At 69.2% G+C, this 26,322-nt stretch carries 19 protein-coding genes and 1 pseudogene; 9 read left to right on the forward strand and 11 right to left on the reverse strand.

Annotated elements, in window-relative coordinates:
- Positions 1-36: 36 nt before the first annotated feature.
- Both murJ and ACZ619_RS15745 read right to left on the reverse strand, forming a co-directional pair.
- Positions 37-2,358 carry a murein biosynthesis integral membrane protein MurJ gene (murJ, locus tag ACZ619_RS15740; protein ID WP_469598908.1) on the reverse strand — a complete coding sequence of 774 codons (2,322 nt, stop codon included), beginning with the start codon at positions 2,356-2,358 and terminating at the stop codon, positions 37-39.
- A gap of 46 nt (positions 2,359-2,404) precedes the next feature.
- The gene (locus ACZ619_RS15745; RefSeq protein WP_469598910.1) at positions 2,405-4,822 is read right to left on the reverse strand and encodes a DUF6049 family protein; all 2,418 of its coding nucleotides are present in this window, start codon (positions 4,820-4,822) and stop codon (positions 2,405-2,407) included.
- 276 nt (positions 4,823-5,098) lie between these two features.
- Between ACZ619_RS15745 and ACZ619_RS15750 the strand changes: the two genes are divergently transcribed.
- Entirely contained in the window at positions 5,099-6,565 is a 1,467-nt protein-coding gene (locus tag ACZ619_RS15750) for a CCA tRNA nucleotidyltransferase (protein WP_469598912.1), read from the forward strand.
- A 100-nt stretch (positions 6,566-6,665) separates the two neighbouring features.
- Here ACZ619_RS15750 and ACZ619_RS15755 read toward each other — a convergent pair whose 3' ends face one another.
- From ACZ619_RS15755 to ACZ619_RS15770, 4 genes are all read right to left on the reverse strand, one after another.
- Positions 6,666-7,208, reverse strand: coding sequence for an LppU/SCO3897 family protein (locus ACZ619_RS15755; protein WP_469598914.1), 543 nt, complete (start codon positions 7,206-7,208; stop codon positions 6,666-6,668).
- Positions 7,209-7,326: 118 nt separating this feature from the next.
- Positions 7,327-8,589 carry an MFS transporter gene (locus tag ACZ619_RS15760; protein ID WP_469598916.1) on the reverse strand — a complete coding sequence of 421 codons (1,263 nt, stop codon included), beginning with the start codon at positions 8,587-8,589 and terminating at the stop codon, positions 7,327-7,329.
- A gap of 109 nt (positions 8,590-8,698) precedes the next feature.
- Positions 8,699-9,781 (reverse strand): inositol-3-phosphate synthase, encoded by a 1,083-nt coding sequence (locus ACZ619_RS15765; protein ID WP_359211585.1) that lies wholly within the window; start codon positions 9,779-9,781, stop codon positions 8,699-8,701.
- A 43-nt stretch (positions 9,782-9,824) separates the two neighbouring features.
- Positions 9,825-10,508, reverse strand: coding sequence for a PadR family transcriptional regulator (locus tag ACZ619_RS15770; protein WP_469598918.1), 684 nt, complete (start codon positions 10,506-10,508; stop codon positions 9,825-9,827).
- Positions 10,509-10,871: 363 nt separating this feature from the next.
- Between ACZ619_RS15770 and ACZ619_RS15775 the strand changes: the two genes are divergently transcribed.
- A complete protein-coding gene (locus ACZ619_RS15775; RefSeq protein ID WP_469598920.1) occupies positions 10,872-13,520 on the forward strand; it encodes a transglycosylase domain-containing protein in 2,649 nt (882 codons plus the stop codon).
- 131 nt (positions 13,521-13,651) lie between these two features.
- Positions 13,652-15,151, forward strand: a complete 1,500-nt coding sequence (locus tag ACZ619_RS15780; RefSeq protein ID WP_469598922.1) for a glycosyltransferase family 87 protein — start codon at positions 13,652-13,654, stop codon at positions 15,149-15,151.
- Positions 15,152-15,218: 67 nt separating this feature from the next.
- On the opposite strand, the gene ACZ619_RS15785 is transcribed toward ACZ619_RS15780, so the two are convergent.
- From ACZ619_RS15785 to ACZ619_RS15795, 3 genes are all read right to left on the reverse strand, one after another.
- Positions 15,219-16,250, reverse strand: a complete 1,032-nt coding sequence (locus ACZ619_RS15785) for an alanine racemase (RefSeq protein ID WP_469598924.1) — start codon at positions 16,248-16,250, stop codon at positions 15,219-15,221.
- Positions 16,251-16,333: 83 nt separating this feature from the next.
- Positions 16,334-17,455 carry a peptidoglycan bridge formation glycyltransferase FemX gene (gene femX, locus ACZ619_RS15790; RefSeq protein WP_469598926.1) on the reverse strand — a complete coding sequence of 374 codons (1,122 nt, stop codon included), beginning with the start codon at positions 17,453-17,455 and terminating at the stop codon, positions 16,334-16,336.
- A gap of 163 nt (positions 17,456-17,618) precedes the next feature.
- The gene (locus ACZ619_RS15795) at positions 17,619-17,921 is read right to left on the reverse strand and encodes a hypothetical protein (RefSeq protein ID WP_469598928.1); all 303 of its coding nucleotides are present in this window, start codon (positions 17,919-17,921) and stop codon (positions 17,619-17,621) included.
- Positions 17,922-18,185: 264 nt separating this feature from the next.
- Between ACZ619_RS15795 and rpsF the strand changes: the two genes are divergently transcribed.
- The 4 genes from rpsF (at position 18,186) to rplI (ending at position 19,903) form a co-directional block, all read left to right on the forward strand.
- The gene (gene rpsF, locus ACZ619_RS15800) at positions 18,186-18,476 is read left to right on the forward strand and encodes a 30S ribosomal protein S6 (RefSeq protein ID WP_005482942.1); all 291 of its coding nucleotides are present in this window, start codon (positions 18,186-18,188) and stop codon (positions 18,474-18,476) included.
- A 79-nt stretch (positions 18,477-18,555) separates the two neighbouring features.
- Entirely contained in the window at positions 18,556-19,137 is a 582-nt protein-coding gene (locus ACZ619_RS15805) for a single-stranded DNA-binding protein (RefSeq protein WP_469598930.1), read from the forward strand.
- Positions 19,138-19,201: 64 nt separating this feature from the next.
- The gene (rpsR, locus tag ACZ619_RS15810; protein ID WP_006381652.1) at positions 19,202-19,438 is read left to right on the forward strand and encodes a 30S ribosomal protein S18; all 237 of its coding nucleotides are present in this window, start codon (positions 19,202-19,204) and stop codon (positions 19,436-19,438) included.
- Positions 19,439-19,456: 18 nt separating this feature from the next.
- Positions 19,457-19,903, forward strand: coding sequence for a 50S ribosomal protein L9 (gene rplI, locus ACZ619_RS15815; protein ID WP_355712524.1), 447 nt, complete (start codon positions 19,457-19,459; stop codon positions 19,901-19,903).
- Positions 19,904-20,110: 207 nt separating this feature from the next.
- Here the strand turns inward: rplI and ACZ619_RS15820 are convergent, their stop codons facing one another.
- The gene (locus tag ACZ619_RS15820; RefSeq protein WP_469598932.1) at positions 20,111-21,448 is read right to left on the reverse strand and encodes an MATE family efflux transporter; all 1,338 of its coding nucleotides are present in this window, start codon (positions 21,446-21,448) and stop codon (positions 20,111-20,113) included.
- A 460-nt stretch (positions 21,449-21,908) separates the two neighbouring features.
- On the opposite strand from ACZ619_RS15820, the gene dnaB reads away from it, so the two are divergent.
- Positions 21,909-23,384: a replicative DNA helicase gene (gene dnaB / locus ACZ619_RS15825; protein WP_469598934.1), complete on the forward strand. Its 1,476-nt coding sequence runs from the start codon at positions 21,909-21,911 to the stop codon at positions 23,382-23,384.
- Between the two features lie 20 nt (positions 23,385-23,404).
- On the opposite strand, the pseudogene ACZ619_RS15830 reads toward dnaB, so the two are convergent.
- A pseudogene (locus ACZ619_RS15830) lies at positions 23,405-24,537 on the reverse strand (FAD-dependent oxidoreductase).
- Positions 24,538-24,936: 399 nt separating this feature from the next.
- Between ACZ619_RS15830 and ACZ619_RS15835 the strand changes: the two are divergent.
- Positions 24,937-26,322, forward strand: a complete 1,386-nt coding sequence (locus ACZ619_RS15835; protein ID WP_469598936.1) for a serine hydrolase domain-containing protein — start codon at positions 24,937-24,939, stop codon at positions 26,320-26,322.

Here is a 26,322-nt window from a genome sequence, read left to right on the forward strand (position 1 = left end):
ACGGGGGCGGACGATGGTTGTGCGCTTACCCCCGCCTCAGCGCCCCAGACGCCCCCGCACCATACCCACGAGGGAGTTGAGCTCCTCGATGCGCATGCGGCGGGCGGCGATGTAGAAGACGCCGAGCAGTACGACTCCGCCGGCCAGCAGCGCGGCGAAGGAACCGATCACACCCTGCCCCAGAGTGTGGCCGATGCCGTAGCAGGCCGCACCACTGAGGGCGGCCGCCGGCACCGAGGCGATGCACAGCCGGGCGTAGGTCCGGATGACCCGGGAGCCGTCCAGATCGCCGCCGAGGCGCTTGCGCAGCCGCTTCCAGGCGACACCGACCCCGATCGCGTAGGCGACGCCGTAGGAGGCGGCCATGCCGGCCACCGCCCAGCGGGCCGGGAGCAGGAAGTAACAGGCGAGCGAGGCGCCCGCGTTGACGGCCGCGACGATGACCGTGTTGTAGAAGGGGGTGCGGGTGTCCTCGTAGGCGTAGAAGGCGCGCAGGACGACGTACTGCACCGAGTAGGGGATCAGGCCGAGGGCGAAGGCCATCAGCATGAAGCCCATGTTGGTGGCCTCGCTGGTGCCCGAGGAGCCGAAGATCAGCGTGCACATCGGGATGCCGAGGGACAGGAAGCCGAAGGAGATGGGGACGATCGCGACGGCGGTCGTCCTGAGGCCCTGGGAGATGTCGTCGCGGACGGCACCCGTGTCGTCCTCGGCGGCCGAACGGGAGATCCGCGGCAGCAGGGCCGCCATCAGCGAGACCGTGATGATGGCCTGCGGCAGGCCCCAGATCAGCTGGGCGTTGGCGTAGGCGGCGAAGCCGGTGCCGTCGACCGGGGAGTGTTTGCCGGCCGAGGTCGACAGTTGGGAGACGACGATCGCGCCCGCCTGGTTGGCGAGGACGAACAGCACGGTCCACTTGGCGAGGGTGGCGGCCTTGCCCAGGCCGTGGCCCTTCCAGTCGAAGCGCAGCCGCAGCCGGAAGCCGGTCTCGCGCAGGTAGGGGATCATCGCCAGGGACTGGACCACCAGGCCGAGCAGCACGCCGAGGCCGAGCAGTCGCTGGCCCTCCGGCGGGATGTTCGTGACCTTCATGCCGGAGTGCGCGGCGGTGCCGTACACCCAGATGAACAGGCCGAGGGTGACGATGATGACGATGTTGTTGAGGACCGGGGTCCACATCATCGCGCCGAACTTGCCCCGCGCGTTGAGGATCTGCCCCATCACCACGTGGATGCCCATGAAGAAGATCGAGGGCAGGAAGTAGCGGACGAAGGTGACGCCGACCTCGTTGGCGGCCGGGTCGCCGGCGACCGAGTCGGACAGCAGGCGGATGAGGACGGGCGCGGCCACGACGGTGGCGGCGGTGAGCAGGCCCAGCGCCACCATCACCAGGGTCAGCAGACGGTTGGCGAACGCCTCGCCGCCGTCGTCGTCCTCCTTCATGGCGCGCACCAGCTGCGGCACGAAGACGGAGTTGAGGCCGCCGCCGACGGTCAGGATGTAGATCATCGTGGGCAGCTGGTAGGCGACCTGGAAGGTGTCGCCGAGCAGGCCGACGCCCAGCGCGGAGACGATCAGCGCGGAGCGGACGAAGCCGGTGAGGCGGGAGACCATCGTGCCCGCGGCCATCACGGCACTGGACTTCAGCAGCCCCGCGGCCTTCCCGCCCTTCTTCGCGGGCGCGGCGGCGGAGGCCGCCGGGGCCGCGGTGGCGGCGGGCGCGGGGGGGACGGCCGATCCGGCGCCGAGGTCCAGGGTCTGGTCGGTCGCGGGCGGGGGGCCCGACGGGGTCCGGTACTGCGGTGTCAGGGACGGCCCGGCCGGGGCGGCCGCGGGTCCGGGTACCGAGGGGGGCTCCTGCCGGGGGTGCCCGGTGCCCTGCTGCGGCTCGCGGTAGCCGCCCTGCTGCTGGTCCCTGAAGAGGTGTGCGAAGGCGTCCGGCTCGTGGTGCTCCTCGCCGGAGTGCGAGACGAGGTCGTCCACGCCCACGAACTGGGTCGTGCGCGGGTTGTCGCCGTACGGAAGGTACTGGGTCGGGCCCTCCGGCTCCGGCGCCGGGGTCTGGGCCCACACCTGCGGGTCGGGGGCGTGCGGCGACTGGGCGGGCTGCCCGTACAGCGGCTGCTGCGGGTGGCTGCCCGGGGGCGGCGGGGGGTGCGCGGCGCGGTCGTAGAGCGCCTCGGCGACCGGGTCCTGGGCGGAGAGGTCCCGCGCCCGGTAGGGGTCCTGGTCGTAGGCGTCCTGGAGGTACATGTCAGCCGCGGGCTGCGGCGGGACCTGGCCGGGCTCCGGCGGCGGCTCGGGGTAGCCCGAACCGGCCGCGCCCTGGCCGCGTTCACCGTCGTACGGCGCGTTCATGGTTACCCCACCTCATCGTCCCGGGCCACACCGGCCACGACATCGCTCAACGGTCCACTCTCTCACCCGTCCCGGACGGGTCGGCGCTTTCCGGTGCGGTGTCCGGTGTCGGGTCACTCGGCTGCTCCGGGTCGTCTGCCCCGGGCCGGCCGGCGGACTCCTCCAGGGGACGATCCTCACCCGCGCCGGGGTTCCCCGGGCTGTCGCTGTCGCTGTCGCTGTCGCCGTCGCCGGAGACCTCCGCCTCCGGTCCGTCGCTCTCGGCGTGCTCGCTGTCCGGAGCGTCCGCGGCGTCCTCGGCCTGACGGGCGGCGGCCCGCTTGCGGTGGGTGTACATCCGGAAGCCGGCCAGCACCAGCAGCAGCACACCGCCGCCGATGACCAGCATCACGGTGGGCGTGACCTCGGTGACCTTCACGTCGAACCGGACGGGCGCGCCGTACTCCTGGCCGTCCTCGGTGTAGAGCTGGGCGGTGACCTCGACCCGGCCGTTGGCGTTGGCCGAGGTGGAGAACTTCACGGACTGGCTGTGGCCGCCGGAGACCTGGACGCGCTGCTCGTAGTACGGCTTGCCGCCGATCTCCAGCCGCGTCGGCATCGTCGAGGTGAGCCGCAGGACGAGGTGGTCGACGCCCTGCACCAGGTTGTTCTGGACGGTCACCGGGATGACGGCGCTGCGTCCGGAGAGCTTGGTCTCGGACTTGTCGATCAGCTTGACCTGGCCGATGAGGTCGTCGAGCCAGGACTCCACGCTGGTGCGGAAGGTGTCCGCCTCACTGCCCCGGCCCCGCCACGACGTGGACATCTCGCGGTTTATGGCCCGCCCGAAGGGGGTCACCACCCGGGACTCGTCGGTGAGGATCACCTGGAAGTTGTCGAGCTTGTCCTGGGTCCGCGCGATCTGCTCGTAGGCCGTCCGGGGCAGCTCCTGCTTACGCAGCGAGGACGGGTAGGCGGAGGACGAGGGGATCTTCGTGGTCGCGCCGGCGTCGGGCTTGGCCTTGGCGGCCGCGGTGAGGTCCTGGGACTGCGACCAGTTGCTGCTCTGCAACGCGCCGAACGCCGTCGCCATCGCCTGCGCCTGGCTCGCCGAGGGCATCCGCTGCGGGGCGACGACGATGCTGCGCTGCTTGTCGGTCTGGGTGTTCAGCGTCAGGCTCTGGGCGAGGAACTCCTGGATCGACAGGACCGCCGAGTCGGCCTTCGTCAGATCGCCGTCGAACGCCGTGGACATCCGGGCGTCCGCGACCACGGCCGTGGTGCCGCCGCCGACCGGACGCGCCGCGGAGGGCGTGTAGCTCAGCCCGCCGGTCTCCTGGAGGCTGTCGCTGCGGGCGATCACCTTGTCGGCGCCCGCCGAGGTGGCGACCTTGATGATCGAGGGGTCTACGGCGCCGTTCACGGGCCAGGCGAAGTCGGTGCTCGGTGTGACGTGGAGCACGGTCTTCACAGTGGTGGCGGCGACGTCGGTGGCGTCCTTGAGGTGGCTCAGCGAGCCGGTCACGCTGGTGCCGTTGTGGGCGAGGGAGGCGAGGTCCGGATCGGCGAAGGGGAGGGCCACGACCTCCTTGTCCGCCACCGCCTCCTGGAGGTCGGCCAGGAACTGCTTGGCCACCGCCTGGTGGGTGCCGGCCGTGGTGGTGTCGCCGGAGCCCTGGATCCGGTAGTTGCGGGTCATCGCGTCCACGGAGGCCAGCAGGTCCGGGTCGATCACCCAGGTGACGTCGAGGTCCTTGCCGAGCGCCAGCATCTGGGCCAGCCGGCCGCCGGACGAGATCTCCTCGGCGAGGTCGTCGTTCTGGAAGACCGGCGTCTGCAGCTCGCCCGCCCCCGTCTTCGCCGTCACGTGGACGGTGGAGATCAGCGGCCACAGGTACGTCGTCTTCGTCCTGGTGTCGGCCTCGGAGGACTGCCACGGCAGGAACGTGTGCTGGATGCCCAGCACCTGGTCCCACTGCTGCGAGGACGTCCTGCCGGTCAGTGAGACCCCGAACTGGTACACGCCGTCCTGGCCGAGGTCGAGCTTGTCGACCGGCACGGAGATGCTGAAGTGCTCGGTGACGCCCGCGGAGAGCGAGTCGAAGTCCTCGGTGTACTTGCCGCCGACCGCGGTGCCGAGGTCCGACTGGAGATCGTCGGAGTGCTGGGCGGCCGAGTCGACGGCGGAGCGCGTGCTGAGCAGCGAGCCCACCCGCAGATCCACCTGGGCGTCCGTGACGGCCTGCTTGCCGTTGTTCGTCACCGTGCCCGAGACCGTCAGCGTGTCCCCGTCGCTGGGGGCGCTCGGGGTCAGCGAGTCCAGGGCGACGGATACCGTGTTCGAGTCTGCCGCCTGCGCCGGTGCCGCGGCGGACAGCTGTACCAGTGCGGCCAGCAGGGGCGCACTCGCGAGCAGTGCCCCGGTGCGCCGCAGCCAGCGGCGGGCAGGTGAGGGCGTCCCCTGGAAGTCTGCCGCCTCGGCCACGCGCTCGTCCGTCCCTCGTCGTCGTCAGTGGTCGTCGGAATGTGCGTCCACGCATGGTAACGAGGTGCGCTGAGGGGAAGTGCCGCGGTCCGCCTCACAAGATCGGTTCGAGGCATCGGCCTGTCCCCTATGTGTCAGTATCGTGCGGAGACTCTGTTAAGCCGTGAGAGCTGCGCTTGTGCGGGTATGCAGTGAGCTGTCCCACTCCTCTGTGCGGAGGGTCTGCCGGAATATGGCGGCGCCTCGGGGCGCCCGGGCCACGTACCCTCTTCTGTTGTGCCGAACGCCAATGAAGACACTCCCACTGCCCTGAGTCAGGCGCAGCAGCGCGCGGTGAGCGAACTGCTGCGGGTGGCGCCCGTCGCCGACGATCTCGCCCGTCGATTCCAGGAGGCCGGGTTCTCGCTCGCCCTGGTCGGCGGCTCGGTCCGGGACGCGCTGCTGGGCCGGCTCGGCAACGACCTGGACTTCACCACCGACGCGCGACCCGAGGACGTACTGAAGATCGTCCGGCCGTGGGCGGACGCCGTCTGGGAGGTCGGTATCGCCTTCGGCACGGTCGGGGTGCAGAAGGAAGCCCGCGTCGGCGACACCGTTCGGCACTTCCAGATCGAGGTGACCACCTACCGGTCCGAGGCCTACGACCGCACCTCGCGCAAGCCCGAGGTGTCCTACGGGGATTCGATCGAGGAGGACCTCGTCCGGCGTGACTTCACGGTCAACGCGATGGCGGTGGCACTCCCGGAGAAGGAGTTCATCGACCCGCACGGCGGCCTGGAGGACCTGGCGCGCGGGGTGCTGCGCACGCCGGGAACGCCCGAGGCCTCCTTCTCGGACGACCCGCTGCGGATGATGCGAGCGGCCCGCTTCTCCGCGCAGCTCGACTTCGAGGTGGACCCCGGGGTCGTCGCGGCGATGAAGGACATGTCCGGGCGCCTGGAGATCGTCTCGGCCGAACGGATCCGGGACGAGCTGAACAAGCTGATCCTCTCCGCCCACCCCCGCCAGGGGCTGACGCTGCTGGTCGACACCGGCCTCGCCGACCACGTCCTGCCCGAGCTGCCGGCCCTCCGTCTGGAGAGCGACGAGCACCACCGGCACAAGGACGTCTACGACCACACGCTGATCGTCCTGGAGCAGGCGATGGCGCTGGAGGAGAACGGGCCCGACCTCACCCTCCGTCTCGCCGCGCTGCTGCATGACATCGGCAAGCCGCGCACCCGCCGCTTCGAGAAGGACGGCCGCGTCTCCTTCCACCACCACGAGGTGGTCGGGGCGAAGATGACCAAGAAGCGCATGACGGCCTTGAAGTACTCCAACGAACTGGTGAAGGACGTCTCGCGGCTGGTCGAACTCCATCTGCGCTTCCACGGCTACGGCACCGGGGAGTGGACGGACTCGGCGGTCCGCCGCTATGTCCGGGACGGGGGTCCGCTGCTGGACCGGCTGCACAAGCTGACCCGGTCCGACTGCACCACCCGGAACAAGCGCAAGGCGGCGGCACTGTCCCGTGCCTACGACGGCCTGCAGGAGCGCATCGCCGTGCTCCAGGAGCAGGAGGAGCTGGACTCGATCCGCCCGGACCTGGACGGCAACCAGATCATGGAGATCCTCGGGATCAGGCCCGGTCCGGAGGTGGGTCAGGCCTACAAGCACATGCTGGAGCTCCGCCTGGAGAACGGTCCGATGACGCATGACGCCGCGGTGGCCGCACTCAAGGAGTGGTGGGCGGCGCAGGGCTGACCGTACGGGACGGGGTCATGTTTCACGTGAAACATGAACGGCCCGGAACGCGAGAAGGGGCGATGTTTCACGTGAAACATCGCCCCTCTGTCTTACTCGCTTACTTCGAGTAGTCCTTCAGGCAGAGCAGGAAGTTGTCGCTGCTCTGGGTCTCCGTGTAGGCGTACTGGAAGTCCTTGGCCTTCGTCTCACAGGAGGCCTGGGCGCTGGTGCTGGTGAACGAGCCGTCGATCTTGGCCAGCACCACGTACTGCGCCTTCGAGGAGCTGCAGTCCACGACCTCGAGGTCCGGGTTGCTGTCGTTGCTGCTGCCCCGGTGCATGCAGTCGCCGACCTTCGCGGTGTCGGCGTCGTCGCGGCTGGCTATGTAGCCGCCGATGGCCACCACGATGGCGGCTCCGATGATGACGATGTTCTTGATCGCCTTGAAGCCGAGCTTGCGCTTGGGCTGCGGAGGCACCGGAGCGTACGGGCCGCCCTGCTGCGGGAAACCGGGCTGCGGCGGGTAGGGGGCCTGGCCCGGCTGCGGGTACCCACCCTGGGGCGGGTACGGAGCCTGACCCTGGGGCGGATAGGGGGCCTGCCCCTGCGCCGGGTGCTGCGGGTACGGAGCCTGGCCCTGGGGTGGCTGCGGAGTTGTCACTTTGGGGTCCCCCTTGAGAACGTCGGTGCGCGATGCGCAAGTTAAGACCCGCGTAAGTTAGCCGCTGCCACTGACACTGCTGTGACCCAGGTGGCATTCCGTGACTCCGCTGTGACCGTCAGCGGAGCTCAAAGCGGGCCATAGTCCCAGCAACCGCCGCGTAGACGAAGGCGACCGTGACGACGAGGGTCGCGGAGCGGCCGTCCGGCGGAAGCATCAGGGCGGCGACACCGGCGGCCCCGACGAAGGCGACGTTGAAGAGCACGTCGTACACGGAGAAGATCCGGCCCCGGAATCCGTCGTCGACGGACGACTGCACGACGGTGTCCGTGGCGATCTTCGCGCCCTGGGTGATCAGTCCCAGCACGAAGGCGGCGACGAGCATGGGGCCGGTCGTGAAGGGCAGGCCGAGGGCGGGCTCCAGCACGGCGGCGGACGCGGCGCACACGACGATCCAGCGGCCCGGGCCGAGCCGTCCCACCGCCCACGGGGTCACCATGGCCGCCGCGAAGAAGCCGGCGCCGGAGATCCCCAGCGCCAGCCCGAGCAGCCCGAGCCCGTTGTCCGGGTCGGAGGAGAAGGCGTACCGGCACAGCATCAGCACCATGACCAGCAGAGCGCCGTAGCAGAAGCGCATCAGCGTCATGGCGAACAGGGCCCAGGCCGCCTCGCGGCGCCGGGGTTCGGCCAGATGACGTACCGCCGCCCGCAGGTCCCGGGCTGTGGTGACGACGGCCGTACGCAGGCTCGGCTGCGCCGTTCGCCGGTCGGGGCCGAGCAGTCCGGGAGCCATGGTCAGGGAGGTGAGGGCCGCGCACAGATAGAGCGTGGCGCCCAGCAGCACCACCACGGCGTCGGAGTCCGAGGCCACCAGCCGCACGGCGAAGGCCAGCCCGCCGCCCGCGGTCGCGGCGAGGGTGCCGGCGGTCGGCGAGAGCGAGTTGGCCAGCACCAGCCGTTCGGTGTCGACCACCCTCGGCAGCGCGGCGGACAGACCCGACAGGACGAAGCGGTTGACGGCCGTGACGCACAGGGCGGAGACGTAGAAGAGCCAGTCGGGCACGTGGCCGACCATCAGGACGGCGGTGGCCGCTGCCAGCAGGGCCCGCAGCAGGTTGCCGTAGAGGAAGACCTGGCGGCGGCGCCAGCGGTCCAGCAGGACGCCGGCGAAGGGGCCCACGAGCGAGTACGGGAGGAGCAGGACCGCCATGGCCGAGGCGATGGCGGCCGGTGAGGTCTGCTTCTCCGGGGAGAAGACGACGTAGGCGGCGAGCGCGACCTGGTAGACGCCGTCGGCGCCCTGGGAGAGCAGGCGTACGGCGAGCAGACGGCGGAAGTTCCGCAGGCGCAGCAGGACCCGCAGGTCACGGACGACGGGCATGGGGCACAGCCTCACATATGGGACCGCACCTATGGGAAGGGTCCCCGGGTCGGATGACCCGGGGACCCTCACAGCCCTGGCAGGAGCGTTGTTTTTTTGGTGAGGAGCGTCAGCGCTCGACGTCGCCGCGGATGAACTTCTCCACGTTCTCGCGGGCCTCGTCGTCGAAGTACTGGACCGGCGGGGACTTCATGAAGTAGCTCGACGCGGAGAGGATCGGGCCGCCGATACCGCGGTCCTTGGCGATCTTCGCGGCGCGCAGGGCGTCGATGATGACACCGGCCGAGTTCGGGGAGTCCCAGACCTCGAGCTTGTACTCCAGGTTCAGCGGAACGTCACCGAAGGCACGGCCCTCGAGGCGGACGTAGGCCCACTTGCGGTCGTCCAGCCAGGCCACGTAGTCGGACGGGCCGATGTGGACGTTCTTCTCGCCGAGGTCCCGGTCGGGGATCTGGGAGGTGACAGCCTGCGTCTTGGAGATCTTCTTGGACTCCAGGCGGTCACGCTCGAGCATGTTCTTGAAGTCCATGTTGCCGCCGACGTTCAGCTGCATCGTGCGGTCCAGGACGACGCCCCGGTCCTCGAACAGCTTCGCCATGACGCGGTGCGTGATGGTGGCGCCGACCTGCGACTTGATGTCGTCGCCGACGATCGGGACACCGGCCTCGGTGAACTTGTCCGCCCACTCCTTGGTGCCGGCGATGAAGACCGGGAGGGCGTTGACGAAGGCGACCTTGGCGTCGATGGCGCACTGGGCGTAGAACTTCGCCGCGGCCTCGGAGCCGACGGGCAGGTAGCAGACGAGGACGTCGACCTGCTTCTTCTTGAGGATCTTCACGACGTCGACCGGCTCGGCCGCGGACTCCTCGATGGTCTCGCGGTAGTACTTGCCGAGGCCGTCGAGGGTGTGGCCGCGCCGCACCTTCACACCGGTGTTGGGCACGTCGCAGATCTTGATGGTGTTGTTCTCGGAGGCGCCGATGGCGTCCGCCAGGTCGAGGCCGACCTTCTTGGCGTCCACGTCGAAGGCGGCGACGAACTCGATGTCCTTGACGTGGTAGTCGCCGAACTGGACGTGCATCAGGCCGGGGACCTTGGACGCCGGGTCGGCGTCCTTGTAGTACTCGACTCCCTGCACCAGCGACGCGGCACAGTTGCCCACGCCGACGATGGCTACGCGAACCGAACCCATTCCGGTTGCTCCCTGTGTGTACGAGTGAGGCCCTGCACGGGACTCACGTGGCGGTGTCGTCGGGCAAATCCGGCCGGGGAGTGTCCCCGGACCGGGGCAGGTTGCCCGGCGCTCCATTGGTGGTGTTCTGCTGAGCGGACCCCCCGGAGGCGGAACCCTTCAGGTCCCGTCCGGCCCGCTCGCTCTCGATGAGCTCGTTCAGCCAGCGCACTTCGCGCTCCACGGACTCCATCCCGTGGCGCTGGAGCTCAAGCGTGTAGTCGTCGAGACGTTCCCGGGTGCGCGCCAGCGAGGCGCGCATCTTCTCCAGACGCTCCTCCAGCCGGCTGCGACGGCCCTCCAGCACGCGCATCCGCACATCGCGCGAGGTCTGCCCGAAGAAGGCGAACCGGGCGGCGAAGTGCTCGTCCTCGTAGGCGTCGGGGCCGGTCTGGGAGAGGAGCTCCTCGAAGTGCTCCTTACCTTCCGCCGTCAACCTGTAGACGATCTTGGCGCGGCGGCCGGCGAGCGGTGCGGCGAGGGCGTCCTCGGTGGTGTTCCCCGGCTCCTCGATCAACCAGCCGCTGGCGACCAGCGTCTTGAGGCAGGGGTAGAGCGTTCCGTAGCTGAACGCACGGAACACACCCAGTGAGGTGTTGAGCCGTTTCCGCAGCTCATAGCCGTGCATCGGCGATTCGCGGAGCAGACCGAGCACGGCGAACTCAAGGATGCCGGAGCGCCGGCTCATGGTCGCCTCCTCTCGTCCGCGGGTCGCTTATCTCGCTCTGATGTATCGACTCGATACATCACGACGATAGATCGGGCTCACCCGTGCGACAAGAGGAGGGACGGTGAACGGGATCACATCACCGATTCGTAGGAGGTAACTTGCCTGATTTGGGGTGAACTTCGGGGCTCGGAGGGTTTTGGCGGTGCGTAGTCTGTGCGGCATGCAGACCACCGGGAACCGAGTGACGCCTGGGGGGCGTCCCTGTCCCCGGTGCAGTACGGGTGAATGCAGGACCGACCACATCCGTATTTCGGGGGGACCGGAAACCAGCCGCCGTTTCCAGGCGCGCACGGGTGCGCCTGCCCGAGGAGTAATCGTTCGATGAGCGAGCACCGTCGCAAACCGCCGCAGCCGCAGGGAGGCGGACGTGCCGCGGCCCGACGCGGCCAGCCCGGTCCGTCCTCCGGCCGCCGCGCGGCACCGCGAGGCGCCACCGGGTCTCCGTCCGACTCCTATGGGTCTCCTTCCTATGGGTCGGACTCCCAAGGCTCGGGTGGCGAAGAGCGCCCCTACGGCAGTCGTGCTGAGGCACGCCGGGCGGGGCAGAGAAACACGGGAGGTAACCGCCGCAGAGGGGCCGAGAACGAGAGTCCGGCCGGCCGGGGTCCTGGTGGGTCCGGTCCCGGGCGCGGCAGAGGGCGCGTGTCCACGGCGCCCGGCAAGAAGCGCCTGATCGACTACCCGAGGGTGAACAGGTTCGGCTGGCGCCGCTGGGTGCCGTCGTGGAAGCTCGTCTCCGGGCTGTGCATCACCTTCTTCGGCAGCCTGGTGGCGCTGGTCGGCGTCAGCTACGCCATGGTGACCATCCCGAACGAGAACGACGCCGCCAAGTCCCAGAACAACGTCTACTACTGGTCCAACGGCGATCAGATGGTCGCGACGGGCGCCGGTGCGAACCGGCAGAACGTCACCATCGACCTGATCCCCGAAGCCATGCAGAACGCGGTGATCTCGGCCGAGAACAAGAGCTTCTACTCGGACTCGGGCGTCGACCCCATGGGTATCGCCCGCGCCCTGGTCAACATGGCCCGCGGTGGTGAGACGCAGGGTGGTTCGACGATCACCCAGCAGTTCGTCAAGAACACCTACCTCAGCCAGGACCAGACGGTCTCCCGGAAGTTCAAGGAGATGTTCATCTCCATCAAGGTGGGCACCAAGCTCACCAAGCCGCAGATCCTCCAGGGTTACCTGAACACCTCGTACTTCGGTCGCGGCGCGTACGGCATCCAGGCCGCCGCCCAGACCTACTACGGCGTGGACGCGAAGGACCTCACCCCGAGCCAGTGCGCGGTCCTGGCCGCCCTGCTCAAGGGGGCGACGTACTACGATCCCGCGGGTAACCCGGACATCGACGCAGCGGCCACCAAGGACGCCAACTACAAGCGCTCTTATGATCGCTGGGGCTGGATCCTCGAGGAGATGCACAAGGACGATCACCTCAGCGACGCGGAGTACCAGAAGGCCATCAAGAAGTACCCCATGCCCCAGGGCCGCAAGGCGACCAAGGGCATGACCGGCCAGATCAGCTACCTCGCCGACACGGCCAAGAAGTACGTCCTCGCGCACTCCGACATCACCGAGGCGCAGTTCGACAAGGGCGGCTTCCAGATCTACACGACCTTCCAGAAGGACAAGGTCAACGCGCTGAGCGCGGCCGTGCAGAAGGTCCAGAAGGCGCGTCTGGATCCGAAGAACCGTGAGAAGGACAAGTACGTCCAGTTCGGCGCCGCCTCGGTGGTGCCCAACGACGGCGCGATCGTCGCCCTGTACGGCGGCGCCGGCTACGAGAACAACCACTTCACCAACAACGCGGACACCTCCGGTGTCCCCGTCGGTTCGACGTGGAAGCCGTTCGTGCTGGCGGCCGCCATGGAGTACGGGACCTACAAGACCGACGGTGTCGGGGTCTCGCCGCAGAGCAAGTACAACGGCGACGACAACCTGAAGGTCCAGAAGCAGGACGGCTCGTACTACCTGAACAAGGACAACTCGATCTTCCGCCAGAGGAACGAGAGCGACCACGCCTGGGGCTACATCACCCTGCGCAAGGCGATGGAGCAGTCCATCAACACGCCGTTCGTCCAGCTCGGCGTGGACGTCGGTATGACGAAGGTGCGGGACGTGGCCCAGGCGTCCGGGATCCTGCCCGACAGCATGTCCCAGGACCTGAACCCGTCGTTCGCCATCGGTACCTCCACCCCGAGCGCGATCCGTATGGCGGACGCCTACGCGACCTTCGCCGCGGCCGGCAAGCACGCGGACCCGTACTCGGTGACGGCGGTCAAGGAGGACGGGCAGCCGGTGGACGGCTTCAGCAAGCCGAAGGTGTCCACCGCGATGCCGGAGAACGTCGCGAACAACGTCACGGACACCCTGGAGAACGTGATCCAGAACGGTACGGGTACCAACGCCAAGGCCCTCGGCCGTACGGCGGCGGGCAAGACCGGTACCACCGACAGCAACAAGTCCGCCTGGTTCGTCGGCTACACCCAGCAGCTGGCGACCTCGGTGGCGATGTTCCGTGAGAACCCGAAGGACGCCGAGCTGCTCTCCATGAACGGCACCGCCGGCGTGGAGTCCATCCACGGTGGTGACATCCCGACCTCGGTGTGGACCGAGTACATGACGGCCGCGCTCAAGGGCAAGAACGACCCCGGCTTCCCGGATGCCATCAAGATCGGCAAGGTCGCCGACGAGGCGGGTGCTCCGTCCCCGACGCCGACCATCAGCATCACGCCGAGCGAGACGCCCAGCGAGACGCCGAGCGCCACGCCCAGCGAGACGTTCACCTCGCCGTCGCCCTCGGCGACGGAGACCTGCCAGTTCGCCTTCAACTGCTCGACCGACGGCGGCGACAGCGGGAGCACCTCGGATACGACGTCCTCGCCATCGGCCACGGAGACCACCAGCGAAGGCAACACCAGAGGCAACTCCAACGGTGGAAACCTTTTCGGGGGGTCGAGCGGCTAGCCGCGAGGTCTGACCGATTGGCGGCTGTTTCGCCCGTCGTAGTGTGTTTCACGTGAAACAAGGGCCGCCGTACCCGACCAGGTACGGCGGCCCTCGGCGTATTCCTAGAGAGGTACGGCAGGATGGGCCCCATGCCCAGTGCAGAGACGACGCCCGCGGGCGTGCGCGAGCCGGAGCCGGTACGGCCGACCAGGGAAGACGCGGTCGCCGCAGCCGGGAGTGAGCTGATCGGCGGCCCCATCGGGCGGCGTGCCCTGCCAGGGACGTCCTGGTGGACGCCTGTACGAGTCGTGGCGCTCGTGGCGATCGGCATGTTCGCCCTGGGCCTGGTCCAGAAGGCGCCCTGCTACAACGGCGCCTGGTTCTTCGGCGCGAGTTCCCAGTACACCCACGCCTGCTACTCGGACATCCCGCACCTCTACCAGGGGCGGGGCTTCGCCGACGGCCTGGTGCCGTACTTCGACAAGATCCCCGGCGACATGGACTACCTCGAATACCCGGTGCTGACCGGTGTGTTCATGGAGGTGGCCGCATGGCTCACGCCGGGCACCGGCAGCATCCAGCTCCAGGAGCAGGTGTACTGGTTCGTCAACGCCGGGATGCTGATGGTGTGCGCCGCCGTCATCGCCGTGTGCGTGGTCCGTACGCACCGGCGGCGTCCCTGGGACGGTCTGCTGGTCGCCCTCGCGCCCGCCTTCGCGCTGACCGCCACCATCAACTGGGACCTCCTGGCGGTCGCTCTGACGGCCGCGGCGATGCTGATGTGGTCCCGGAGCCGTCCCCTCGCCTTCGGGGTCCTCCTGGGGCTCGCCACGGCCGCCAAGCTGTATCCCGTGTTCCTGCTGGGGCCGCTGTTCCTGCTGTGCTGGCGCGCGGGCAAGTGGCGCGAGTTCTGGACCGCCACGGGCGGCGCGGTGGTCGCCTGGCTCGTCGTGAACCTGCCGGTGATGCTCTTCGCCTTCGACGGCTGGTCGAAGTTCTACACGTTCAGCCAGGAGCGGGGCGTCGACTTCGGCTCCTTCTGGCTGATCTGGGCGCAGAACACCACCACCCCGCCGTCCACCGGCTTCGTGAACAACGCGGCCATGGTCCTGGTGCTGCTCTGCTTCCTGGGTATCGCCGCCCTGGCGCTGACCGCTCCGCGCCGGCCGCGCTTCGCCCAGCTGGCCTTCCTGGTGGTGGCGGCCTTCATCCTCACCAACAAGGTCTACTCCCCGCAGTACGTGCTGTGGCTGGTGCCGCTGGCCGTCCTCGCCCGGCCCAAGTGGCGGGACTTCCTGATCTGGCAGGCCTGCGAGGTGGCGTACTTCGTGGGCATCTGGATGTACCTCGCGTACACGACCAGCGGAGACGCCCACAAGGGTCTGCCGACACACGGCTACCACTGGGCGATCGCCGTACACCTGCTGGGCACGCTCTACCTGTGCGCGGTCGTCGTCCGCGACATCCTGATGCCCGAGCGGGACGTGGTGCGCCGCTCCGGCGACGACGATCCCTCCGGCGGGGTGCTGGACGGAGCCGAGGACGTCTTCATGATCGGCCTCGCGGCCCATCCCCCGCACCACGCGGTCGAGTTCGAGGGACCCCAGGTGGAATGGGGAAGCCGGCCTTCCGAAGACGGTTCGCTCTGAGCGAACAGAAGAGAAGGGCCGTCACACGGGGTTCCGTGTGCGGCCCTTTTCGCTGTTCCCAGGTCCGTCAGCGGTCCACGAGACGGTCGAACTGGGTGGTGGTGTGCCGCAGATGGGCCACCAGTTCCTCTCCGACCTTCGGCTCCGGGGCGTCCGAGGGCACGAAGAGGATCGACACCTGCATGTGCGGCGGCTCCGCGAACCAGCGCTGCTTGCCGCCCCAGACGAACGGGGCGAGGTTCCGGTTCACCGTGGCCAGGCCGGCCCGTGCGACGCCCTTGGCGCGCGGCATGACGCCGTGCAGGGCCTTCGGGGCCTCCAGACCCACCCCGTGCGACGTACCGCCCGCCACAACCACCAGATAGCCGTCCGAGGCCGACTTCTGCTGCCGGTAGCCGAACCGGTCGCCCTTGGCGACACGGGTGACGTCCAGGACCGCCCCGCGGTACTCGGTCGCGTCGTGGTCCCCCAGCCACAGCCGGGTGCCGATCCGCGCCCGGAACCGCGTCTGCGGGAACTGCTGCCGCAGCCGGGCGAGTTCGTCGGCCTTGAGGTGGCTGACGAACATCGTGTGCAGCGGCAGCCGCGCCGCGCGCAGCCGGTCCATCCAGCCGATGACCTCCTCGACGGCGTCCGAGCCGTCCGTGCGGTCCAGCGGCAGATGGATGGCGAAGCCCTCCAGGCGGACGTTCTCGATGGCCTGGTGCAGCTGCGGCAGGTCCTGCTCGCTGATGCCGTGCCGCTTCATCGTGGACATCACCTCGATGACCACACGGGCCCCCACCAGGCCGTACACGCCGTCGATCGACGACACCGAGCGGATCACCCGGTCGGGGAGCGGCACCGGCTCCTCACCGCGCCGGTACGGTGTCAGCACCAGCAGATCGCCGCCGAACCAGTCCTTGATGCGCGCGGCCTCGTACGTCGTGCCGACGGCGAGGATGTCCGAGCCCAGGCGCGTGGCCTCCTCCGCCAGCCGTTCGTGCCCGAAGCCGTAGCCGTTGCCCTTGCAGACCGGGACCAGGCCCGGGAACTGTTCCTGCACGTGCTTGTGATGCGCCCGCCAGCGCGCGGTGTCGACGTAAAGCGTGAGCGCCATGGCCGGACCTGGAACCTTTCTGGGAGGCTGGGCTGAGTCAGAGGGAGCGGTGTGTCAGGGCTATAGAAGCACGGAGCGTGACGTCAGCGACGCGACATGTAGATGTCGAGCGCCTTGTGGAGCAGCTTGTTGAGCGGAAAGTCCCATTCGCCGAGGTATTCGGCGGCCTGGCCGCCGGTGCCCACCTTGAACTGGATCAGACCGAAGAGGTGGTCCGTCTCGTCCAGCGAGTCGGAGATGCCGCGCAGGTCGTAGACGGTGGCACCGAGCGCGTAGGAGTCGCGCAGCATCGTCCACTGCATCGCGTTCGAGGGCCGCACCTCACGGCCGATGTTGTCGGAGGCGCCGTAGGAGTACCAGACGTGCCCGCCGACGACCAGCATGGTGGCGGCGGACAGGTTCACCCCGTTGTGGCGGGCGAAGTACAGCCGCATCCGGTTGGGGTCCTCGCTGTTGAGGGCCGTCCACATGCGCTGGAAGTACGACAGCGGGCGCGGCCGGAAGTGGTCGCGCACGGCCGTGATCTCGTACAGCCGCTGCCATTCCTCGAGGTCCTGGTAGCCGCCCTGGACGACCTCGACGCCGGCCTTCTCGGCCTTCTTGATGTTGCGTCGCCACAGCTGGTTGAAGTTCTTGTGGACCTCTTCCAGGGAGCGGTTCGCCAGCGGCACCTGGAAGACGTAGCGGGGCTGCACGTCGCCGAAGCCGGCGCCGCCGTCCTCGCCCTGCTGCCAGCCCATGCGGCGCAGCTTGTCGGCCACCTCGAAGGCGCGCGGCTCGATGAAGTCGGCCTCGATGTCGCGCAGCCGCTTCACGTCCGGGTTCTGGATGCCCTGCTTGATGGAGTTGGACTCCCAGCGCCGGATGATCACCGGCGGGCCCATCTTCACGGAGAAGGCGCCCTGCTGCTTGAGGTGGGCCAGCATCGGCTGGATCCACTCGTCCAGGTTCGGCGCGAACCAGTTGATGACCGGGCCTTCGGGCAGGTAGGCGAGGTAGCGCTTGATCTTGGGCAGCTGGCGGTACAGCACCAGGCCCGCGCCGACCATCTCGCCGGTGCGCTCGTCGAACCAGCCCAGGTTCTCCGAACGCCATTCCGCCTTCACGTCAGCCCAGGCCGGGACCTGCATGTGGCTCGCCGCAGGCAGGCTCTGGATGTACGCCAGATGCTGTTCGCGGCTGATGGTCCTCAGGGTCAGGCTCATGTCGGGGCGCTCCTCGGGCTGGTGTGTCCCCATGGGTACAGGGGCTCCGGCTCTCGCGCCGAAGCCTACTGCGCCTTTCCCGCGGCCTGACTGGCCGTACGGCACCTACGCCCCGGCTGCTGGCGGCCGGGGCGTTCCGCGACGGTGCGGAAGGTGCCGGGGCCTACCCGAAGAGCCCGCCGTTCGCCATGCCGAGGAAGAAGCCGACCCCCGAGGCACCGAGACCCAGGACCAGACCGAAGCGCTCGCGCGTGGTGATCGAGACCCACTGCCCGTACAGGCCGGTGAAGATCCCGATCAGGCCTGCCCACGAGCTGAGCAGGTGCAGGCTGTCGAAGAAGCACGTGATGAAGGCGATCACCCCGAGCACCAGGGTCGCGGCCATCAGCGAGTCCTGGAGGGGATGGGTCTTGCCGTCCGTGGCGAACAGTGATCCGGCGGTGTTGGGTCGCAATGCCTGTGCCATAGGGCACCTCCTGCGGAAGGCGGCGCATGGTAGCGCCGTACACACCCGATGTGTACAGATTGAGGGCCCTGGCCGCCGGATTTCAACCGGAAGCGGGTGTGCAGGTACTCTGTACCCTCTGCACCGGTGTCTGCCCAGGCCGCGGCAGGGGGATCCCGAGGGAACCCCCGAATGTCAGTGGCGGCCGATACCGTTGCGTACGCATCACAACCCTCCTGCCACGGAACGACCGTGGCCGCTGAGTCCAAAGGAGGTGGGTTCCACATGCGTCACTACGAGGTGATGGTCATCCTCGACCCCGATCTGGAGGAGCGCGCTGTCGCCCCCCTGATCGAGAACTTCCTCTCCGTCGTCCGTGAGGGCAACGGCAAGGTGGAGAAGGTCGACACCTGGGGCCGTCGTCGTCTCTCGTACGAGATCAAGAAGAAGCCCGAGGGCATCTACTCGGTCATCGACCTGCAGGCCGAGCCTGCGGTCGTCAAGGAGCTCGACCGCCAGATGAACCTGAACGAGTCGGTCCTCCGGACCAAGGTCCTCCGCCCCGAGACCCACTGAGCTTCCAGCTCAGCTGAGTTCGGGATTCGAGTAGCAGCAACCAAGCAGCCAGAGCAGCAAACCCGCCGAGAGGTTCCCCATGGCAGGCGAGACCGTCATCACGGTCGTCGGCAATCTTGTCGACGACCCCGAGCTGCGCTTCACCCCGTCCGGTGCGGCGGTCGCGAAGTTCCGCGTCGCGTCCACTCCCCGCACCTTCGACCGCCAGACGAACGAGTGGAAGGACGGCGAGAGCCTCTTCCTCACCTGCTCGGTCTGGCGTCAGGCGGCGGAGAACGTCGCCGAGTCGCTCCAGCGAGGCATGCGCGTCATCGTGCAGGGCCGGCTGAAGCAGCGGTCCTACGAGGACCGTGAGGGTGTCAAGCGCACGGTCTACGAACTGGACGTCGAGGAAGTCGGCGCCAGCCTGCGGAGCGCCACGGCCAAGGTCACCAAGACCGCCGGTGGTGGCGGCCGTGGTGGCCAGGGCGGTTACGGTGGCGGTGGCGGTGGCGGTGGCGGTGGCGGTGGCGGCGGCTGGGGCGGCGGCTCCGGCGGCGGCCAGCAGGGCGGCGCTCCCAACGACGACCCCTGGGCCTCCGGCGCTCCCGCCGGCGGCGGCAACCAGGGTGGCGGCGGCGGCGGTGGCGGTGGCGGCTACTCGGACGAGCCCCCCTTCTAAGGACCACAGGTCCTGAGAGCCAAGGGCTCGTATCCCCACTTCTTGATCACACAGGAGAAACATCATGGCGAAGCCGCCTGTGCGCAAGCCTAAGAAGAAGGTCTGCGCTTTCTGCAAGGACAAGGTCCAGTACGTGGACTACAAGGACACGAACATGCTGCGGAAGTTCATTTCCGACCGCGGCAAGATCCGTGCCCGCCGCGTTACCGGCAACTGCACGCAGCACCAGCGTGACGTCGCCACGGCCGTCAAGAACAGCCGTGAGATGGCGCTGCTGCCCTACACGTCCACCGCGCGCTAAGGGAAGGGTGACCGAAACATGAAGATCATCCTCACCCATGAGGTCTCCGGCCTCGGCGCTGCCGGCGACGTCGTCGACGTCAAGGACGGCTACGCTCGCAACTACCTGATCCCGCGGAAGTTCGCTATCCGCTGGACCAAGGGCGGCGAGAAGGACGTCGAGCAGATCCGTCGCGCTCGCAAGATCCACGAGATCCAGACCATCGAGCAGGCCAACCAGGTGAAGGCCCAGCTCGAGGGCGTCAAGGTCCGCCTGGCCGTGCGTGCCGGCGACGCCGGTCGCCTCTTCGGTTCCGTCACCCAGGCCGACATCGCTTCGGCGATCAAGGCTGCCGGTGGCCCCGAGGTCGACAAGCGCCGCATCGAGGTCTCCTCGGCCATCAAGACCCTGGGCGCCCACGCGACGTCCGTGCGTCTGCACCCCGAGGTTGCCGCCACGGTCAGCATCGAGGTTGTCGCTGCCTGACGCTGCGCTCGGTCTGAGCAGTAGCTGAAAGGGGCCGTACCCGTGAGGGTGCGGCCCCTTTGGTCTGCCCGGGGTGGCTGCGAGGGGCATGTTTCACGTGAAACATGACGGACGCGGTGTTTCACGTGAAACAGGCAGTGCGCCCCACAAGCGGCAGTGAGACAGAGACAGAGACAGCGATGGCGTACCGGTCAGCGCGTCGTGCCGTCAGCGCGTCGCGCCGGTCACGATCCAGCGGCCCGAGCGGGCGCGCAGCCACAGTGTGAGCATCCGCACGGTCATCATCAGTGTCATCGCTCCCCAGAGAGCCGTGAGCCCGCCGCCGAGTGCCGGGACGAGCAGCGCCACGGGGGTGAAGACCACGAGGGTCACGACCATCGCCCCCGCGAGGTACGGCCCGTCCCCGGCGCCCATGAGGACGCCGTCCAGGACGAAGACCACCCCGGAGATCGGCTGGGAGAGCGCGATGATGAGCAGCGCGGGCAGTGCGATGTCCTTCACGGCGGGATCGCTGGTGAACAGGGGGAGGAAGAGCGGCCGGGTGGCCACCACGAGCAGGCCCAGGACCACTCCGGTGGCGATGCCCCACTGGACCATCCGACGGCAGGCCTCACGGGCGCCGCCGGCGTCATCGGCACCGAGGTAGCGGCCGATGATGGCCTGTCCGGCGATGGCGATCGCGTCCAGCGCGAAGGCCAGCAGGCTCCACAGCGAGAGCACGATCTGGTGGGCGGCGATATCGGCGTCCCCCAGCCGGGCCGCGACCGCCGTGGCGATCATGAGGATGGCCCGCAGCGAGAGCGTCCGGACCAGCAGGGGTACGCCGGCCTGTGCGGAGGCCCGTATCCCGGCGGAGTCGGGGCGCAGAGATGCCCCGTGCCTGCGGGCTCCACGCACGACGACGGTCAGATAGACCGCCGCCATCCCGCACTGTGCGATGACCGTGCCCCAGGCGGAGCCGGCGATGCCCAGCCCGACGCCGTAGACGAGGAACACGTTGAGTCCGGCGTTGGCGACGAAGCCGGCGACGGCGACGTACAGCGGGGTCCGGGTGTTCTGGAGGCCGCGCAGGACGCCGGTGGCCGCGAGCACGACCAGCATCGCCGGGATGCCGAGCGAGGAGATCCGCAGATAGGTCGTCGCGTAGGGGGCCGCGGTGGCCGAGGCGCCGAAGACGTCCACGATGCCGGGTGCCAGCGGCAGCACGACGGCGATGACGGCGGCGCCGAGCAGCAGGGCCAGCCAGATGCCGTCCATGCCCTGGCGGATGGCCGCCGGGAGATCACCGGCGCCGACGCGGCGGGCGACGGCGGCCGTGGTGGCGTAGGCGAGGAAGACGAAGACGCTCACCGCGGTGGTGAGAAGGGCCGAGGCGACCCCGAGTCCGGCGAGCTGGGCGGTGCCGAGATGGCCGACGATCGCGCTGTCGGCCATGACGAAAAGCGGCTCGGCGACGAGTGCGCCGAAGGCCGGGACGGCCAGTGCGACGATCTCTCGGTCGTGGCGCCGCCGGGTGGCTTCGGGGATCGCGGGAGCCTGTGTCATGGGCGTCAATCTAATCGTCCACAGGTAATGGATGCAACCACGATCCGACCATTACTGCTTTGCTCACTGTCCGTGCTTTCGCGCACCGTTCGAAGCGATCTTGGTCCGACTGGGAAAGTTTTTCTTCTGCACAGCCGATGGATCGGAACGTCGCAGGTCAGGAGGTATTGCGGGGGAAGATCGAGGGCTTGTTCACAGCGCTGTCCACCGTGTCGTACACAGGTTTTGGCAGGTTCTCCACAGCATACGGGCCGTCGTCCACATGGCCTGTGGATAACCAGATTGGCTGACGGTGCCCGCGGGCCTACCGTGGTCCGGCGCCCGCTCCTTCTCACGGCCTCGGAAACCTCACAGAACCGACGCGTCCAGGACCGGAATGGGACGACCAGGTATGTCAGTGCCGTGCCGTACAAAAGAGGGCACGGCGAGGTCCGCCGGGCGGACGGGAGGAGGTGGCTCGGTGAGCATTTCCGAGCCCTTGGACGATCCGTGGGCCGAGACCGGTCCCAGTGATCGTCTGCCCGCCTCCCGCCGGCGGGGCGAGGGCGGCCGAGGCCGGGACGACCGGCACGACCGGGGCCGGGACGACAGCGACTGGGACGGCGGAGGCTCCACGTTCGAGCGGGTTCCCCCGCAGGACCTGGACGCCGAGCAGTCCGTGCTCGGCGGCATGCTGCTCTCCAAGGACGCCATCGCGGACGTCGTCGAGATCCTCAAGGGCCACGACTTCTACAAGCCCGCGCACGAGACGATCTACCAGGCGATCCTCGACGTCTACGCGAAGGGCGAGCCGGCCGACCCCATCACCATCGCCGCCGAGCTCACCAAGCGCGGCGAGATCAACAAGGTCGGCGGGGCCTCCTATCTGCACACCCTCGTCCAGACGGTGCCGACCGCGGCGAACGCCGAGTACTACGCGGAGATCGTCCACGAGCGGGCCGTACTGCGCCGCCTGGTCGAGGCCGGCACCCGCATCACGCAGATGGGATACGCGGCCGACGGCGACATCGACGAGATCGTCAACAGCGCCCAGGCCGAGATCTACGCGGTCACCGAGCAGCGGACCAGCGAGGACTACCTGCCGCTCGGCGACATCATGGAGGGCGCCCTCGACGAGATCGAGGCGATCGGCTCCCGTACCGGCGAGATGACCGGTGTGCCCACCGGCTTCACCGACCTGGACTCGCTCACCAACGGCCTGCACCCCGGTCAGATGATCGTCATCGCCGCGCGTCCCGCCATGGGCAAGTCGACCCTCGCGCTGGACTTCGCCCGGGCCGCGTCCATCAAGAACAACCTGCCCAGCGTCATCTTCTCGCTCGAAATGGGCCGCAACGAGATCGCGATGCGTCTGCTGTCCGCCGAGGCCCGGGTCGCCCTGCACCACATGCGCTCCGGCACGATGACCGACGAGGACTGGACCCGTCTCGCCCGCCGGATGCCGGACGTGTCGGCCGCGCCGCTCTACATCGACGACTCCCCGAACCTGTCGATGATGGAGATCCGTGCCAAGTGCCGGCGGCTCAAGCAGCGCAACGACATCAAGCTCGTGATCATCGACTACCTGCAGCTGATGCAGTCCGGCGGCAAGCGCTCCGAGAGCCGTCAGCAGGAGGTCTCGGACATGTCCCGAAACCTCAAGCTGCTGGCCAAGGAGCTGGAGGTCCCGGTGATCGCGCTCTCGCAGCTGAACCGTGGCCCCGAGCAGCGCACCGACAAGAAGCCGATGGTCTCCGACCTGCGTGAGTCCGGCTCCATCGAGCAGGACGCCGACATGGTCATCCTGCTGCACCGCGAGGACGCCTACGAGAAGGAGTCACCGCGCGCGGGCGAGGCGGACATCATCGTCGGCAAGCACCGAAACGGCCCGACGGCGACGATCACCGTGGCCTTCCAGGGCCACTACTCCCGCTTCGTGGACATGGCGCAGACCTGACCCGTGCCGTTGCCGGTCGCTCACCCGGCCTGTCCGTGGCCGGTGAACAGGCCGACGAGGCTGTGCGGGGCGGCGGTGCCGAAGAGGAGTTCGTGGAGGTGGTCGCCCTCGGCGGCGGCCGTGGCGCTGCGGGGGAACATCGCCCGCTCGAACCCGGCGAGCGCGGTCTCCGTGTCGTCGGGTGCGCGGCGAGCGCCTCGCCGAGTTCGGCGCCGTCGAGCATGGCGAGGTTGGCGCCCTCGCCGTTCGGCGCTGAGAGGTGGGCGGCGTCGCCGAGCAGGGTCACCCCCGGTACCCGTTCCCAGCGGTGCCCGGCGGGCAGGGAGTGGATGGGGCGCAGGACCGGCGGGGTGTCGGTGCCGGTGATCAGGGCGGTGAGTTCCGGTGCCCAGCCCTCGAACTCCGCGGCGATCCGCGCGGTCGCGGCCGCGGTGTCGGTGAAGTCGATGCCGGCGAACCAGTCCTGAGGCTCGGTCAGCGCCACGTAGGTGTGCAGCGTCCCGTCGTTCTCGCGGTGCGCCTGGATGCCCTTGCCCGGCGCGAGCGCGAAGAGCGACCCGCCGCCGACCGCCTTCGCGGCGGCCGGGTGCCGGGTGTCGCCGTCGAACAGGTAGGTCTCGACGTACGACCTGCCGGTGTACCGGGGAACGGCGGTGGACAGCAGCGGCCTCACGCGTGACCAGGCGCCGTCCGCGCCGACCAGCAGGCTCGTCTCGACGGTGCCGCCGTCGTCGAAGACCACCTCGTGGCGGCCCCCGCCGAGGGAGCGGGTGCCGCTGACCTTGCTGCCCCACCGGACGGTGCCGGCCGGGAGCGATTCGAGCAGGATCCGCCGCAGTTCGCCGCGCAGCACCTCGGGGCGGCCGCCGGTACCGTCGTCGGCCTCCTCGTACAGGACCGTGCCGTCCCGTCGGAGGACCCGTACCGCCTGGCGGCCTTCCAGGACGACGGCCCGGAACTCGTCCGTCAGACCGGCCGCCCGGAGGGCGAGCTGCCCGCTGTGGTCGTGGATGTCGAGCATGCCGCCCTGTGCCCGAGCCGCCGGTGAGGCGTCGGCCTCGTGGACGGTGGCCGGGATGCCGTGGACGTGCAGGACGCGCGCGAGCGTGAGGCCGCCGAGCCCGGCGCCGATGATCGTGACCGGAGCGGTCATGGTGCTTCCTTCCCGACCCTGGACCGCCGGGTGCCCGCCCGACGTCTGGAACGGTGTTCCAGGATAGCCAGGGTGGAACGCCGTTCCGGATCCTGTCAAGCTGGAACGTTGTTCCACGATGCCTGGAACGGCGGCACGGCAACCAAGGAGCGTCGTCCGGAACGGCGGTAGGAACCTCTCTCCCGCGAGCGCATCGTCGGCGCGGCCGCCGAACTCCTCGACGCCGTGGGCGAGAGCGGACTCACCTTCCACGCCCTGCCCGAAAGCCTCGCCACCGGTCCCGGAGCGAGCTACTGGCACGCCACGGGCAGGGCCGAACTCCCGTCGGCAGTCCGGCCGGCCGTGGGTCACCGCCGAAATGAACTCGACGCCGGTCCGCCCACCGGGTGGACTGGGCGCATGACGACATTCCAGGAAGAGCTGCTCCCCGCCACCCGGCGGGCGCTGCTGCGTCGGATCGCCGTGGCACAGGCCGAAGGACGGGCACCGTCCCTGGTGGCGGCGGTCGTGCGGGGCGGCCGAGCCGTCTGGCACGGGGCGCGGACCTCGGTGGACGAGCACGGGCCGGACGAGGACGTGCAGTACCGGATCGGCTCGATCACCAAGACGTTCACGGCCGTTCTGGTGCTCCGGCTGCGCGACGAAGGGCTGCTCGACCTCGGCGATCCGCTGGAGAAGCACCTGCCGGGAACCGGCGCGGGGGAGGCGACGATCGCCGAACTCCTCGCCCACACCGGCGGGCTGGCGGCTGAGTCGCCGGGCCCCTGGTGGGAGCGCACCCCGGGCTCACTGCGCCCGGAACTGAGCGACGTCCTCGGCGAACAGCCCCTCCTGCACCCCGTAGGCCGCCGCCACCACTACTCCAATCCCGGCTACACCCTGCTCGGCGCACTGGTCGAGGAAGTCCGCGGCGCCCCCTGGGAGGAGGTGCTCCGACGGGAGGTCCTCGACCCCCTGGGCCTCGACCGTACGAGCGCCCAGCCGCGGACGCCCCACGCGGGCGGCTGGGCGGTGCACCCCTGGGCCGACGCGATGCTCCCGGAGCCGCTGGAGGACCTGGGCCGGATGGCGGCGGCCGGACAGCTCTGGTCCACCACCGGCGATCTGGCACGGTTCGCCGTGTTCCTGGTGGCCGGCGACGACCGGGTGCTGAGCGCCGAGTCCGTGCGCGAGATGCGCACCCCGGCGGCGCCCGCCGAGCCCGCGGACGTCCTGGACGGTGCCACCTACGGCCTCGGCCTGCAGATCCAGCGCCGCGACGGCAGGCTGCTCGTCGGGCACTCCGGGTCGTTGCCCGGCTTCCTCGCCAACCTCACGATCAGCGTGGACGACGACGTGGCGGCCGTGGTGCTGGCGAACTGCACCTCCGGCCCGCTGCTGTCGGTCGTGGGCGCCGACCTCGTCCGGATCGTCGCGGAGGCCGAGCCGCGCATCCCCGAGCCCTGGCGTCCCCTGGCCCGGGTGGAGTCGTCCGTACTGGAGTTGGCGGGCCAGTGGTACTGGGGCACCCACGCCTTCGTCCTGCGGGTGACGGCCGACGGGCTGCTCTCACTGGGTCCGCTCGCCGGCACCGGCCGCCGGGCGCGCTTCCGGCCCGGCGGCGACGGCACCTGGACCGGCCTGGAGGGCTACTACGCGGGAGAGGTTCTACGGCCCGTACGGCGCCCGGACGGGGCCGTGAGCCATCTGGACCTCGGATCGTTCGTGTTCACGCGTCAGCCGTACGACGAGACGGCTCCCGTGCCCGGAGGCGTGGACCCCGAGGGGTGGCGGGGGATCGGCTGA

The sequence above is a fragment of the Streptomyces sp. NPDC104367 genome, assembly GCF_055583825.1.